Source organism: Microbacterium foliorum (assembly GCF_003367705.1).
Classification (GTDB): Bacteria; Actinomycetota; Actinomycetes; order Actinomycetales; family Microbacteriaceae; genus Microbacterium; species Microbacterium foliorum.
The window spans coordinates 527,854-542,740 of the sequence record NZ_CP031425.1 but is presented as its reverse complement, the minus strand read 5'-3'; the positions used below and the strand labels follow the sequence as shown (position 1 = coordinate 542,740).

The 14,887-nt window shown below is 71.0% G+C and carries 7 protein-coding genes; all 7 read right to left on the bottom strand.

Annotated features, from left to right (window positions below):
- Nucleotides 1-61 precede the first annotated feature (61 nt).
- The 7 genes from DXT68_RS02480 to DXT68_RS02450 all read right to left on the bottom strand — a co-directional run bounded on the left by DXT68_RS02480 (nucleotide 62) and on the right by DXT68_RS02450 (nucleotide 14,792).
- Nucleotides 62-6,133: an Ig-like domain-containing protein gene (locus tag DXT68_RS02480; protein WP_045254931.1), complete on the bottom strand. Its 6,072-nt coding sequence runs from the start codon at nucleotides 6,131-6,133 to the stop codon at nucleotides 62-64.
- 151 nt (nucleotides 6,134-6,284) lie between these two features.
- A complete protein-coding gene (locus tag DXT68_RS02475; protein ID WP_045254932.1) occupies nucleotides 6,285-7,052 on the bottom strand; it encodes a hypothetical protein in 768 nt (255 codons plus the stop codon).
- A 1-nt stretch (nucleotide 7,053) separates the two neighbouring features.
- Complete coding sequence (locus DXT68_RS02470; RefSeq protein WP_045254933.1) at nucleotides 7,054-7,884, bottom strand: PP2C family protein-serine/threonine phosphatase; 831 nt, start codon at nucleotides 7,882-7,884, stop codon at nucleotides 7,054-7,056.
- Nucleotides 7,881-9,917, bottom strand: a complete 2,037-nt coding sequence (locus tag DXT68_RS02465; RefSeq protein ID WP_115760440.1) for a DUF5684 domain-containing protein — start codon at nucleotides 9,915-9,917, stop codon at nucleotides 7,881-7,883. The genes DXT68_RS02470 and DXT68_RS02465 overlap by 4 nt, the downstream gene beginning before the upstream one ends.
- Entirely contained in the window at nucleotides 9,914-12,463 is a 2,550-nt protein-coding gene (locus tag DXT68_RS02460; RefSeq protein ID WP_045254936.1) for a transglutaminase domain-containing protein, read from the bottom strand. The genes DXT68_RS02465 and DXT68_RS02460 overlap by 4 nt, the downstream gene beginning before the upstream one ends.
- Nucleotides 12,460-13,830, bottom strand: a complete 1,371-nt coding sequence (locus tag DXT68_RS02455) for a DUF58 domain-containing protein (protein ID WP_045254937.1) — start codon at nucleotides 13,828-13,830, stop codon at nucleotides 12,460-12,462. The genes DXT68_RS02460 and DXT68_RS02455 overlap by 4 nt, the downstream gene beginning before the upstream one ends.
- On the bottom strand, nucleotides 13,827-14,792 hold the full coding sequence (locus tag DXT68_RS02450) for an AAA family ATPase (RefSeq protein ID WP_045255009.1): 966 nt from the start codon (nucleotides 14,790-14,792) through the stop codon (nucleotides 13,827-13,829). Before DXT68_RS02450 ends, DXT68_RS02455 begins: the two co-directional genes overlap by 4 nt.
- Nucleotides 14,793-14,887 lie beyond the last annotated feature (95 nt).

Below are 14,887 nucleotides of genomic sequence, written 5' to 3'. Positions count from 1 at the left end.
GATGGGGTTTCCTGTGTCTCGTCGGTGATGCAGGTGCTGCGGTGCTGCGGGCGGGCGGGGATCAGTACCAGGTCAAGGCGCTCGCGTGTCTGTCGAGCTCCTTGATGTAGACGCGGATCGTCCCGCCGGGGTAGCCGTAGTAGCAGTTGAGGTCGACGCTGCCGTTCTCGGGGACGTACAGCTTGGAGCTGCCGCCGTACTTGTTGCCGTCGTCGCACTGCAGCGAGTAGTTGCCGGGGCTGCGGAAGTTCTCGACCGTGAGTCGAACCTTCGCGCACGACGAGGTGTTGCAGTCGGACCAGGAGCCCGAGGCGCCCTTCTCGGTGCGCAGCACCTCGGCGGGGGGATCGCTCGTGCGCGCCGAGTCCGATGCCTCGGGCGACCACTGGCCGGCGGCGTCCTGCGCCCTGACCTTGATGTCGTGGTTCTGCTGGTATCCGTCGCCGACGGTGCGGGAACCCGAGATGCCGACGTTCTGCCAGCCGCCGCCGTCGACGCTGATCTGCACGTTCGCGATGTCGCGCCCGTTGGGCGAGCGCGTCGCATCCCAGGTGAGCTCCACCTGGGTGCCGAGGTTCTTCGCCGTGGCGCGCGGCGCCGACGGCACGCCGTAGGGCACCGCGGATGCCGCGTTCGACACCGCTCCCGCGTAGGTGGATCCGTCGACCGACGCGACCGCACGCACCTCGACGCTGTAGTTCGTGCCGTTGGAGAGGCCCGAGAGACGGGTTCCGGGGAGTCCCTGCCATCCGCCGCCGTTGAGACGGAACTGGTACGAGATCTCGTCTGCCCTGGCGCCGTTGCGGGAGCCTGCCGTATACGCGATGTCGATGAAGCCGTCGCCGGGGGCCGCCGTGAGACCGCTCGGGGCGCCGGGTGCGGTGACACCGCGACGCGGCGGGGAGGACGCGCTGAACTCGCCCCAGCCCGCCTTGTTGTGCGCGCGGATGCGGTACGTGTACGCCGTCTCCGAGGTAGGCACCGTCACGGCCTGACTGGTCGCGGCGGCACCGGGGGTGATCGTGCGCACGAGCGTTGAACCCTCGTACACCTCGAGCTGGTAGCTGTCGATCGCGTCGCCGTTGTTGTTCGGGGTCGCCCAGTTCACCTGCATCTGCGCCTGGTTGCCGACCGGCGCGAGCTCCTGGGTGCTCGGTGCCGCTGCCGCGAGCGGCGGGCCCGCCGGGATCTCGGATGCCGACCAGGTGCTCCAGCTCGACGGCTCGGGCGCCTTGTTGTGGGCCTGGACGCGCACCTGGTAGTTCGAGCCGTTCTCGAGACCGTCCCAGACGATCGAGTTGCCCGTGACCTCCTTCTGCGAGATGCCGGACGGCGGGGCGGGCGAGATCTCGAGCGTGTAGCGCTCGACCGGCGACCCCGGGGTCGTCGGGGTGGTCCAGGCGACGGCGAGCGACTTGTCGCCGAACTTCAGCGTCGGGGGGTTCGGTGTGTCGGGCCTGGCGTCGGGACGGGCGACCTGCGAGGCCCCCGACTTCTCGCCTTCGCCGACGCGGTTGGTCGCCGTGACCTGGAAGGTGTACTCGACGTTGTTGGTGAGCCCGTCGAGGGTGCACGTCGTCGACTGGCATTCCTTGCGGTACGCGCTGCCCTGCACCGATGTGACCGTGTACTTCGTGATCTCGGCGCCGTTGTTCGACGGAGCGCCGTACGAGATCACGACCTTGCGGTCCTGCACGCTCGTGACGGTCGGCGTCCCCGGCGCCGCGGGCACGCCCTGCACCGTCACGACGACCTGACCGTTGACCTCGCGATCCGCGTCCTCCGTGGCGTCCTGGATGCGGTACCGCACCACCAGGGATCCGACGTAGTCTGCCGCCGGGGTGACCACGAGACGGTCGCCGTCGAGAGCCACGTCGCCGCCGCCGGACTCGACCACCTGGGAGACGATCTTGAGCGGCGTCTCCGGGAACGGGTTGAAGTCGTTCGCGAGCACGGGCACCGTCACCGGCTTGCCCTGATCGGCCTGTGGGACCGTGTCGGTGTTGGCCACCGGCATCGCCCTCGTCGAGGCGGAGACGACCACCGAGACGGTGCCTTCGACCGGTTCCGTCTCGCCGTCGCTCACCCGCAGCTGCAGTGTGAGCGCTGTGCCCTTCTTGGCGTTCGACGATGCCTCGACGAACAGCGTGCTGCCGTCGGTCCGCGCGCTCACGCCGTTGCCCGCGCCGCCGAGGAGGCTGTACGTATGCTCGTCCTCCGGGTCGGGGTCGGTCGTGAGCGCCGCGAGGTCGAGCGTGCTCGCGTCCTCCCCCGGTGCCACCTGCACCTCGCCGGAGACGAACGTGGGCTGCTGGTTGTCGGGCGGCAGCACCGTGATCGGGATCGTGAGGGTCGCCTTGCGCCCCTCGGGATCGTCGGGGGCCGTGCCGTCGGTGACCTCGAAGGTCAGCGCGTCCTCCCCGAAGTAGCCGGGGGCGGAGGTGTAGGCGAGGGTCGTCTCGTCGGTCACCAGGTCTGCGCCGTCGGCATGGACCGCACTGACCTTGGCGTGCTCGGTGATGCGGGCGGTGCCGCCGCCCGCGACCACGACGTAGTCCGACAGCGGCAGCGAGACGGTCTCGCCGCTCATGACCTCGACGGGCTTGGTACCGTCCTTCAGCGCCGGACGGAGACCGGACACGGCGGGGACGAAGATGAACGCCGAGGCCTCGAGACCGTCGATGTCGGTGAGCGTGTAGCGGATGAGCTGCTGCTCCTCGCCGATGGTCACCCGCACCTTGCCGCCCTCGACGGCTTCGGCGCCGTCACCGAGCACGACGTCGAGGGACTCCCTCGTGCCGTCCGGGTCTTCGTCGTTCTTGAGGATGTCGATGTCGGCCGTGAGCTCGCCGTCGTTCAGGTCTTCGGGGCGCACCCTGTCGTCGCGCGCCACCGGAGCCTGCAGCGGGACGTTCTCATCGACCGTGATCGCCAGCACGGCGGATGCGGTCGCACCTCGCGAATCGCGGATCGTGTACTGCAGTGAGGTCTCGAGCGCACGGTCCGGCGCCTCCACGAGCACGCGATCGCCCGAGACGCGGGCGGAGAGGCCGTCGACGTCGGGCACTTCGAGTCCGTCGTTCTTCTCGCTGACGAGGGTGATCTCCTCGCCTTCGGGGTCGGAGTCGTTGTCGAGCACCGGCACGGCGATCTCGCGGCCGGGGCGCACCACGACGGCATCCTTCACCGCATACGGCGCCTGGTTGACCTGCTCCGGGGGTGCGATCCCGACCCGGATGGTCGCCTCCCCCTCGGTTCCGAGGCGGTCGCGCACGCGGTACTTGAACGTGTCGACCCCTGCCGAGCCTTCGAAGGCCTCGTAGCGGAAGTAGTTCGCTCCCGTCTCGGTGATCCGCCCCTTCGTGGGATTGGACGCGATGTCGAGCAGCTCGACCGAATCCCCGTCGGAGTCGATCCCGTCGAGCGGCACGGGGATGCTGACTGTGGTGCCGGCGAGCGAGCGCGAGACGATGTCCTGCGGGCGCGGTGCCGCGTTCGTCTCCGGGTCTGCCGGCATGATCTGGATCGTGACGAAGCCCGCGGACTTCTGCTGGTGCTCGTCGACGGCCTCATAGGTGAGGTAGACCGTCTTCGCCTCGGGCCCGGCCCTGAAGCGCACCGCGTCCTGCGAGACGAACGCCTCGCCGTCGTCCGGGTCGACGAACGGCTCGATGAGCTCGGGGGCGACGTGCAGCACGTCATCGTTCGGGTGGGTGTCGTTCTCGAGCACCGGGATCGTCACCACGTCTCCCGCCCGCACGTAGGCGGTGTCGGGGCTGGCGGCCGGCTGCAGGATCTCATCGGGCGCGGGGATCGGGATGATCACCACCTCGCCCTGTGCCGACTTGGTGCCGTTGGAGATCGTGTACGTCGCCCGCACGGGCTCGGTGAGCGCTCCCTGGTCGGTGATGCGCAGCGTCTCGTGGTTGATCACCGAGACGGAGACACCCGAGTTCGGCTCGAGAGAGACGGACTGCACGACCAGGATGCCGCCGCCCGGGTCCGAGTCGTTCGCGAGGACGCCCACGAGCACGTCGCCTCCGGAGCGGAGCAGCGCGACATCGCGCACCGCGACGGGAGGCAGGTCGGTCTCGGCGGCATCGAGCACGTCGACGCGCACCAGGCCCTCGCCGTTCTTCGGACCCGCGGTCGCCAGGTACTGCACGTAGTAGGTGTCGGGCGTCGTCGCCGAGAACGTGAACGTCTTGTTCGTGAAGTCCGGGACGACCGATGCCCCGGGCACCTGCTCGTCGACCCTGCCGAGGCGCAGCGGTTCACGGCCGGAGCTCGTGTCGTTCGCGAGCGGAGCGATCGTGACCTGCTCGCCGACGCGGGTGACCACATGATCGGCGTTGGTCTTGGGATCGGTGCTGCCCGGCGGACGCACGTCGAGCGTGAGCGTTGTCGTGCCGATCTCGCCGAACGCGTCCGCGACCGTGACGTCGACGGACTTCTGCCCCTGCAGGCTCGCCGTCGCCTTGTAGGTGAGCTGACCGTCGGTGCTGAAATCGACCTCGTCGCCCGGTGCGGCGATCACGGACTTCAGGTAGATGTCGTCGCCGTCGGGATCGATCCAGTCGGGGAGGATGTTGTACGAGATCGTGCCGCCGCTCTCGACCGTGAGGCTGGTCTTGCGCTTGGGCGTCGGCGCGCCGTTCGTCTCGGGATCGCGCACGGTGAGCGTCACGACCGCGGTGTCGGTGCCCCCACGTCCGTCGCTCGCCTCGTACGTGAAGGAGGACGCGCCGGACGCGTTCTCGTCGACGGCGATCTGCAGGGCACCGCCGTTCTGGATCGGCTGGACGGTGCCGATCGACGGCTGCGCGTCGACGAGCTCGGCCACGAGCACGTCGCCGTCGGTGTCGTTGTCGTTGTCGAGCACCGGCAGCAGCGTCGTGGCGCCGGGACGCACGCCGAAGGAGTCGTCTTCCGCGACCGGCGGGGTGTTCTCCTCCTTGCGATCGGGGAGGGTCGTCTCCACCGTCTCCTGGGTGGTGTCCTCCTCGTTCTCGGTCTCGCCCTCGGGCGGAGTGAGGTCGTTCCAGTTGTCGACCTGCTGCAGGCTCTCGTCCGCGAGCCACGCGGAGCCGTCGACGAGGTCGTTGAGGATGATGACGTCGCGATTGACGCGGAAGGTCAGCGAGGTCGAGTCCTCCGCGCCGTCGATCGTGTCGTTGACGTCGCTCGCGTCTCCCGGGCAGTCCCGGATGAACGCCGCCGACCCCGCCCAGGCACCGTAGAAGCATCCGCGCAACGAGACGGGGGTCGCCGGCACGCCCTCGGACCCGGTGTCGACGGAGACAGGCTCGTCGCCGTCGAGGGGCACGCTCACGAGCGCCGCCCGGGTGGCGAAGACGACATCGTCGCTCGCGGCGGAGGGCTGCTGGAGCACGGCGTCGGCGGCGTTGGAGACGGGGGTGCGGAAGCCTCCGGGCGTCGTGACGACCCCCGCGGCGGCGTCGAGGACGATCGGCGTGCGGCCGACGGCGGTGATGCTGGGCGCCTCCGTGCTGTCGATCTCGCCGACCGATGCCGCCGACGGATCGAGCGGCTGGCCCTCGTTGTCGACAGGGATGGTGACGACCTCGCCTCGCGACGGGGCGAGGCCGAACACGGTGCCGTCCTCGGCGACCGCGATGTCGGCGTCGTCACCGAGCTCGGCCGTGGGCGTCGCACCCTCGATCTTGAAGGCCGCGAGGCTCTTCACCGCCACGACCCACAGGTTGCCCGATGCGGGATCGAGGATCGCCGTGGTCTTGTCGCCGAGCGCGACCTTGGCGGATGCGGGGATCGCGGTCGAGTCGCCCAGAGCGACGCGAGCGGGGTCGACCGCGGTCAGCGTCGCCGCGCTGCGGTCGACCACGAGGACGTTCTTCTCGTCCTGCAGGATGTCGTAGTCGTCGCTGGCCGTGCGGAGGCCGCCGTCGATCAGCGTCGACTCGTGGTTGAAGTGCCCGACCAGGAGATTCGAGCTCTTCGTCAGCCAGACGCCGCCGTCATTGAGATCGACCTGGGTGGTGGGGTTGCCCTCGTAGGCGAATGCCATGGTCGTGAGCGCCACCGCGCCGACGGACAGCACGGCGGCGGACGCCAGCATCTTCGGCCGCGCTCGCATCCACGACAGCACCCTCATGCCGGATCTCTCCCCCGCGCGCTCTCTCATCCGTCCGTCCCGATCGACGGGCAGGGCAGCGCATCACATGAGTCTAACCGGCGTCCGCGTCAGCGCCGATGGGCAGTTCTGCCCACGACGAGGGCGACGACTCCGGTGGACGGCGACGCCGTCAGGTGAAGACGACGAGAGCCAGGGCGACCAGTCCGCACACCGACACCACGCAGGCTGCGGCAAGGGCGGCCAGCACCCGGATGCTGGTGCGTCGCGCGGCGCGCGAGACCGACGCGGCCTCGTCGTCGACCACCCGGGTGGGGGCGGCCCCGCCCTCGACCTTCGGCGGACGCGACGGACGCAGCGGGGCAGGGCGCGGCTTGTAGATGGCGGGCAGCGGCTCCATCTCGACCCGTCGAGCGGGTGCGGCGGGAATCGTCGCGTCGAGGTCTTCGGCATCGGCGTCGTGGCCGACGTGGTGCGTGAGCGGACCGGATGCCGGCGGCCGCAGCGCGCGACCCACCGCGACGGTGTGGTCGTCCGCGTCCTCCGCGTCCTCGACGGGCTCACGGGTGGGCGCAGCCGCATCCGCCGTCCGGTCGACGACCACCGTGTGGTCCTCCAGGTCCTCCGGCCCCGTGGCGGGAGCGGGACCATCGCCCGCAGACCGCCGTCGCGCGACCACGACCGTCTGGTCTTCCACGGCCTGCGCGCGCTCACGGGGAACCGCGATCGTGCGGTCGTCGACGGTGCCGTCTGCCGGATCCGCGCGGGGAACCGCGATCGTGCGGTCGTCGACGGCGTCGTCTGCCGCATCCGCATCCGGTCCCGCGCCCGCGCCCTCGACCGCCGGCGGATCGATCGGCGCCGCAGCCGACCGCCGCGACCGGTGCGCGCGTCGGGTGAGCATGACGGTCTCCTCGACCGGGTCGTCGTGATCGACCATGTCAGCGACGCCCCCTCGCCGGAACCGTCGTGCCTTCGAGCATCGTCTCGGTGTGGATCGACATGGATCGGCGGCTGTCGGTCGAGTCGACGGATCCCCCGCGCAGCCCGCCCGAGACCACGTCGATCACGATCACGGTGATGTTGTCACGTCCACCGGACTGCTTCGCTCGGCGCACGAGCGCGGCGGCCGCCGTCTCGGGGCGCCCCGCCATCGTCAGGGTCGCGCGGATGCTCTCGTCGCCCACCTCTCCGCTCAACCCGTCGGAGCACAGCAGCAGCCGCTCGCCGTCGATCACCGGGACCAGCCAGCTGTCGGCGATGTTGTCGGAGGCTCCGATGGCCCGCGTGATGACGTTGCGCTGGGCGAATCCGGCGAGGTCTTCGGGCCGCATCTCCCCGGCGTCGACCAGCTCCTGCCCCAATGAGTGGTCGACGGTGAGCTGATCGAGCTCGTTGGCGAAGAGCCGGTACACGCGCGAGTCACCCACGTTGAACACGAGCCAGTGCGGCATGCCGTCGTGCTCGACCAGCGCCACGGCGGCGAGGGTGCTTCCCGCGCCGCGCGAGTGCTGAGAGGCGATCGCCTCGACGGTCTCGTTCGCGCGCGCGAGGGCCGCGCCGATCTCGGCGGTGGTCACCTCGGTGCCGACCAGGGGCGCGAACGCCGCGACCACGGCGGCGCTCGCCTTGTCACCCGCGTCGTGGCCGCCCATGCCGTCGGCTACCAGGAACACCGGCGATGCCGCGAGCACGGAATCCTCGTTCATCGCGCGCGTCAGACCGATGTCGGTCAGTGCGGCGACGTTGAGGACGACAGCGGAGGTTGTCACGAATCGGTCCCCACCTCGACGTGCATGCCGACTTCGCCGAGGACGAAACGTCCGGCGCCGATCACGCTCTCACCGGGATCGAGCAGCGTCTCGGCGCCGTCATCCGCGACGACCACCACGCCGTTCGTGGAGTGCAGGTCGGTGAGGCGCCACTCGTCGGCCTGCACGATCAGGCGCGCGTGCGTCTTCGAGAGCGTGCGGGTGCTGTCGGCGATCGCCAGGCGCTGCTCGCCCGGCTCCCCGGTCGGATTGCGACCGATCACGACGCTCGTCGCCGACAGGGCGAACGAGCGGCCGTCGTCGAGCACGAGCACCCGCCGCACGCCGCGTCGACGCGACACGACGACCGTCGCCTCGAAGTCGTCGTCATCGTCGTCGGCATCCGCGCCGGGAGCGGCGAACTCGACCGGAGACGGCGGCTGCGTGAGCGGGGGGGCCGACACCACCGGCACGGGCTGGATGCCGGTTGCGGGGGCCTGTACCGGCGGATCGACCGTGTCGGCGACCGGGGCCGGTCGATCGAACGCGTCCACGACCGGGGCGGGGGCCGGGGCCGGCGGATCGACCGGGTCCGGAACCGGCGGATCGAACGTGTTCACGACCGGAACCGGCGGATCGAACGTGTTCACGACCGGGGCGGGCGAGACCGGGGCGGGCGACAGCGGGGCGTCGCCGGACAGGGTCTGATCGATGTCGATCTCCGCATCGGTGTGCGGATCGATCTCGGCGAACGCGGGTGACGGGCGCGAAGGCTCCGGCACCGGCAGGACGACCGGGACGGGTGCCGGTGCAGTGAATCGCGGTGCGCGAGCGTCGGGCGCGGGGGCCGCTCCCAGACGATCGGGCAGCGAACCGGCGCTGACGTGCGGATCGTCGGAGGTTCCCGCGTGGGTGGTCGGCGCGGCGGGCTCCTCGGCCGCACCCGCTGCTCGCGCGGGCGGCTGAGGAAGCGTCTCCAGAACGGGGTCGGAGGCCTCCTCGGCCGCTCCGGGGAGGCCGTCGACGTCATGCGCCGCGGTCGGAGCGATCGACGGAGAGACCGGGGGCGCAGATGACACCGGGGGCGCAGGAGACACCGGGGGCGCAGAAGACGCCGGAGGCGCAGCGGACTCCGCGGGCTCGGCGCGCTCGACGCCGGGCACCCCGACGATCAGGGAGGCCGGGGCGGCGTCGACGGCAGAGGGAACCGGCGCATCCGGATATGCGGGCGCGGGTGCGGGCGCATCCACGGGAGGGAACCCGGGTGCGACCGACGGGGATGCCGGTGCCGGCGGTGCGAAACTCGGTGCCTGCGTCGCGAGAGTCGGGGCCGCCGGTGGGGCGGCCGGGGCAGCGGGCGGTGCCGGCGGTGCGAACGTCGGCGCAGCCTGCGGGGCGGCCGGCGTGGACGCCGTCGCCGGCCTCTCGAAGTTCGGCATCGCCGGTGGCGGGGAGACGAAGGCGGGGGGAGCCGCAGCCGCCGGAGCAGCCGGGGCGAACGAGGCCGGCTCGCCGTGTGCGCTCTCGCCGCCCGGCGGGAGGATCGGAGGGGCGAGATAGCCCTTCGAGGAATCGTGCGGCGGCGCGTCCTGCGGCTGGCCCTGACGGCGCGGGCCGGGCTGCAGCGCGGCGAGCCTGTCGCCCTCGGGGTAGGGCGGAGCGCCCCAGGCCAGGATCGATGCCCACACCGGCGGCAGCAGCACGGCGAGCACCGTGGATCCTGCCCCTCGCCCGAAGCGGCCGTTGATGCCGTGGACGGCCTGGATCTTCACGATGAGGCCGTAGATCTGCACGATCGGGATGAAGTAGAAGACGACGTTCCACGCGGGCTTGCCGCCGAGCGTGAGGATCGTCGCCTCGTTGAGGATCGGGACCCAGCCCTTCCAGCCCTCGACGCCGAGGCGCGCGAACAGCTTCGACAACGCGAGCGCGTACCAGACGTAGAACGCGAGGCCCAGGAGTGCCCCCACGCCCAGTACGGCGACGAGCGTCGTGAGAACAGCGGGCCCCGCCCCGTCCACCGCCAGCTGCACCCGGTCTGCGACCTCGTTCATCCGTCTTCCTCCTGCCTGCCTGCGCCTGCGCCGGCCACTGCGAGCGTACCGACTGCGAGCCGATCGTCCGAGGATGCGCGCGCGCGTCGAGGCGCCACCCGGGCCAGGAACGAGCGCAGACGCAGGCGCGAGCGCACGTTCTGCCAGCGAGTGCGACGCTCGGCGATCGCCGAGCGCTCCTCATCGACGATCGTCCACGCGGCGTCGGCGTCCGCCTCCGTGGGCGGGTGCGGGGCGAAGACGCCCTGATCGACGAGCTCTGCCAGTCGCGTGGCCGCCTCGCGGTCGACGGCGGCCGCCGCCTGCACGCGGGTTCCGAACCAGGGCGTCGGGCGCTCGTCATCGGCGTACACGTCGACGAGCTCCTCCCATGCGCCCACGAGTCGTGATTCCGGGTCGCCCGCCAGACGGCGCGAGCGCTGGCGGATGTTCTTGGCCACCACCACCACCAGCAACGGCAGCACCAGAAGCAGCAGCGCGAGCAGACTGAGCCCCACGACGCGTGCGATGGCGAGCAGAGAGGCGAAGGTGCCCGAATCGACTTCTTCCGGCGGCGCATCGGTGTTGCGCGAATCGCTCTGCGCCTGAGGCGGATCGAGCGCCTCCGAGCGCAGCTGCTCGGGGACGGTCGGATGCTCGGGGAGCTGCTCCCCCTCGGTGATCGTGCTCGGCAGCAGCGCGAACTGGGGCGTGACGTCGACGGCCGTCCAGTCGCTGCCCGACGACCGCACCTCCACCCATGCGGTCATGTTCGCGCCCGTGCATTCGGTGTCGCAGGCGGGGATGCCGGGGACCTCCTCGGCAGCGGGAAGACGCGCTCCGAGAACGACCCGGGACTCGAGGCCCCAGAGCTCCGCGAGAAGTGCCGCCGCGACGGCGAACTGCTCGTCGTCGCCGACCGCGGCGACCAGCATCTTGGGGTCGGCGTCCTCCCCCGCCCGTCGCTCCTGGTCGACGAGCGATGTGAAGAGCTCCTCGATCCGCGACGCGGAGTGCCCCGCATAGGTGGGGGCGAAGGAGTATCCCCCCGCGCTCTTCAGAGACGAGATCCACCCTGCGGCCTGTTCGTCCTCGAGAAGGGCGTGCGAGAGGTAGCCGCGGGCCCTGAGCCGGTCGATGACCTCGAGATAGCCGGCACCGGTGCGCGGCTGCTCCTGCATGGTCGCCCACTCGGCGAGCGCCGGGTAGGCCTCGCTGTCGAGAAGCGAATCGCCCCCGCGCACGTCGGCCAGCGCCGGCGTCTCGCCGGGTGCGTCCACCAGCACCCCGTAGCGGTCCCCCGGCTCGAGACCCTCGCGCCCGTCGGGCGTCTCGGCGATGGTGATGGCGGTGTCGCCCTCGTCATCGACGTGGAAGCCGTCGGCGAGCTTCTCGGCGCGCTCGCCCTCGAAGGTCGGAGCCTGCGCGAGCCCGCGGGGCGCCGGCACCCAGATGCCGCGGTAGGCCTCGCCCACCGTGAATTCGAGCGAGAGCCGCCCCGCGCCGGGGGCCGCCGTGCGCGGCAGGCGGCTGAACCGGTCGTCGGGCGAGATGTGGAAGTCCTCTCCGTCGTACGCGTCGAGCGTGGCGATGCGGATGCGCTCGAGATCGCCCGTGTCACCCGAGATCGAGACCACGGGCTCGTCGAGCATCGACGTCGTGAACCAGGAGCGGTAGGTGCTGAGCGGGCTGATCTGCCGCTGCACGACCACCATCGGCTCGACGTCATCGCGCAGGACCGTCCGGTCGGACCACTGGGCCGCGGCCGGCACGACGGCGACGCCGGCGACGAGCGCGACGATCAGCAGGATCCCCGAGAGCAGATGGCGACGGATGCCGAGCCACACCGGAGCGGCGCTGCGGGTGACGTTCTGCGCGGCGACGATGCGCAGCGCCTGCGCGCGCCGCAGCCGCGCGCGACCGATGAGCCAGACGAGTCCGGCGAGGAACACGAAGATGCCGAGCAGCCATTCGCGCGGAGCCGGCAGGGCGACACCCCACAGGGTGATCGCCGAGCTCGTGCCGATCAGCCCGAAGGCGATGCCGAACACGCTCATGGTCGACACGACGGCCACCGCCCATGCCGCCCGTCGACCGGCCTCCAGCACGAGCAGCGTGGCCGCGAAGGATCCGAACAGCATGACGACCAGCAGCGGCACCAGGACGGCCTGGTACTCGCCGAGCGGCGGGTTCAGGGTGAGGATCTGCTTCCATCCGAGCGCGACGCCGAGCACCGCGTCGCGGACGCCGAGGAAGAAGGCGGGGATCGACGTCAGGGAGGAGGGCACGGCGAGCGGCGCGGCCGCGACCACGTAGACGCCGGCAGCGACGAGCGCCGACATCAGGAGGTTCCAGCGGAGCACACGCGAGACCACGGCGACGAGCATGCCGAGCAGCCCGCCCGCGATGCCGACGACCAGCGCGCGAGGTGCGGCGTACAGGGGCCAGGCCGCGAAGGTGGCCAGACCGATGCCGAGGAGCACGTAGCCCAGGCCCCAGATGTTGAGGGCGGAGAGGAGCTCGCGAAGACGACGGAGGGCGTCCCGCGCGCTCGCGCCGGCGCTCATCGCAGCGCTCCTCTGGCGAGCATCTGCGGCAGGTCGCCCAGCGCTCCGAGCGTCATCACCGACAGCTCCCGCGCCGTGCGCATGGTCGGCTCCTGACCGAGTTCGGTGCGGACGGCCACGGCCTCGACGGCGGCAGGGAGCGCGATCGCCGAACGGCGGAGCCGATCGACCGGCATCCGCGATCCGGTCACGAGGAACGCGATCGACAGGTCGGGATAGGACTGCACCGTCAGGGCGGTGACCGCCTCGATGCGCATCACGCTGTCGGCGGCGTCGACGGTCGATGTGGCATCGAGCATCGCCTTCGGGGTGAGCGTCGGCAGCGTGCGGATCGCGAGCACCTCGTTGCGCGAGTGCTCGGGGATCTCGTCGCTGACGACGAAGAGCACGTCCCGCCCCTCGCTGACGCCCTGGAGCGCGAGGGATGCGGCGGCGCTCACCGCGGTCTCGAACTCGTCGTCGCTCTCGTAGGAGTCGGTCGCCAGATCGAGGATGATCGCGATGCGGGCGTGCCGCGACTCCTCGTACTGGCGCACCATGAGCGTGCCGGTCTTCGCGGTGGACTTCCAGTGCACGTGCCGCTGCGAATCGCCGACGACGTACTCGCGCACGGCGTGGAACGAGAGGTCGGCGTCGACCAGTCTCGTGCTGGGGGTGCCGTCGAGATCGCGGATCAGGCCGGCGCTCGTGCTGGGGATGCGCACGGTGACGGGGTGCACGTGGATGCGCTGCACCTCGGGCCACCGCTGCTCGCGACGCAGCAGGCCGATCGGGTCGCCGCGCGTGATCGTCATCGGGCCGACGTCGATGATGCCGCGGCGATGCGCGGCGATCGTCAGCTGCTCGGTGTGGTGCCCGTCGGGACGCAGCAGCGGAACGTGCGCCTCGACGAGGCCCTCGCCGACGGGCACGTCGACGACGCCGGGGAGGGCGAGTCTCGTGCCGGTGTTGCGCACGTCGAGCACCGCGCCGATGTCGGAGCCGGCGACGACGCGGTCGCGCCCGAGCTCCAGCCGGATGCTGTAGTCATGGGCACCCAGGATGAAGGGCACGCACGCGATCAGCAGCACCGCCGCGATCGTCCCGACCGCCCACGCCTCGACCCAGCCCAGCAGCAGACCGCCGACGATCCCCAGCACGAGGGCCACGGCGACGAGCAGTCCCGCGGTGGTGACGGTGTCGTTCACCCACGCGAACGTGCCCTTCGCCGCGCGCGCGATGGCGCGCAGCATCCGACGCGCCCCGAACACCGCTCCCCGCACAGGCCCCCGGTGCGTGCGTTCGAAACGCGTCACCGTCGAGGTGCGGGTGGATGTGCTCGTGCGTGCGGCGGTGCGCGTCAGGCGCGATTCGGTGTTGAAGCTCACGCAGAGCCGTTCTCGCGCGGAGGTTCGACGTCGAGGAGGATCTGGCCGATCACCGCGACGGCGGTGACCCCGTCGAACTCGGCCTCGGGCTCGAGCACCAGTCTGTGGGCGAAGGCGACGACGGCGAGATCGCGCACATCGTCGGGCGTCACGAAGGTTCGTCCCGACTTCGCCGCCCAGGCCGTCACGAGGCGCGAGAGCGCGAGGGCGCCACGCACGCTGACGCCCAGGCGCACCTCGGAGGCGCGACGCGTGGCGTCGACGATGCGCATGATGTAGTCGGAGATCAGCGGATTGACGTACACCCCGCGCGCCATCTCCGCCATCGTCAGAAGAGTGTCCGTGCCCACGATCCCGTTCAGCTCGGGCTTCGCGACCGATGCCCCCTGCAGGATGCGCATGGTGGCGGCGCCGTCGGGGTAGCCGATCGACGTCTTGATCATGAAGCGGTCGAGCTGCGCCTCGGGCAGCCGGTACGTGCCCCCCTGCTCGATGGGGTTCTGCGTCGCCATGACGAGGAACGGCGAGCCGACGGGACGCGAGACGCCGTCGACCGTGACCGTTCCCTCTTCCATGACCTCGAGCAGTGCCGACTGGGTCTTCGGGCTCGCGCGGTTGATCTCGTCGGCGAGCACGATGTTCGCGAAGATGGGGCCCGCGTGGAACTCGAACGTGCCCTGCTTCTGGTCGTACACGGTGATGCCCGTGACGTCGCCGGGGAGCAGGTCGGGGGTGAACTGGATGCGGGAGCTCGTGCCGGTGATGGTCTGCCCGATCGCGCGCGCCAGCGCCGTCTTGCCCGTGCCGGGGAAGTCCTCGAGCAGCACGTGTCCGCCGCTGACGGCGGCGGCGAGCACGAGCTCGACCACATGGCGCTTGCCGAGGATGGCCTGCTCGACGTTCCCCGCGAGGATCGAGAAGGTCTCGGCGAACCAGGATGCCTGTTCGGGTGCGATGGTCATGGGAGCGGCGGCAGAAGCGGGCATACGGCAACAGTATTGGGCGTGGGGCCCTGGGTTCGAACCGGCGTGGTCATCGTCGTCCTTCTTCGTGGGGC

Excerpts from the sequence above, each read along its gene's own strand:
- DXT68_RS02460 (WP_045254936.1), bottom strand. The coding sequence starts at position 12,463 with ATGAGCGCCGGCGCGAGCGCGCGGGACGCCCTCCGTCGTCTTCGCGAG.
- DXT68_RS02450 (WP_045255009.1), bottom strand. The coding sequence starts at position 14,792 with ATGACCATCGCACCCGAACAGGCATCCTGGTTCGCCGAGACCTTCTCG.
- DXT68_RS02475 (WP_045254932.1), bottom strand. The coding sequence starts at position 7,052 with ATGGTCGATCACGACGACCCGGTCGAGGAGACCGTCATGCTCACCCGA.
- DXT68_RS02465 (WP_115760440.1), bottom strand. The coding sequence starts at position 9,917 with ATGAACGAGGTCGCAGACCGGGTGCAGCTGGCGGTGGACGGGGCGGGG.
- DXT68_RS02480 (WP_045254931.1), bottom strand. The coding sequence starts at position 6,133 with ATGAGGGTGCTGTCGTGGATGCGAGCGCGGCCGAAGATGCTGGCGTCC.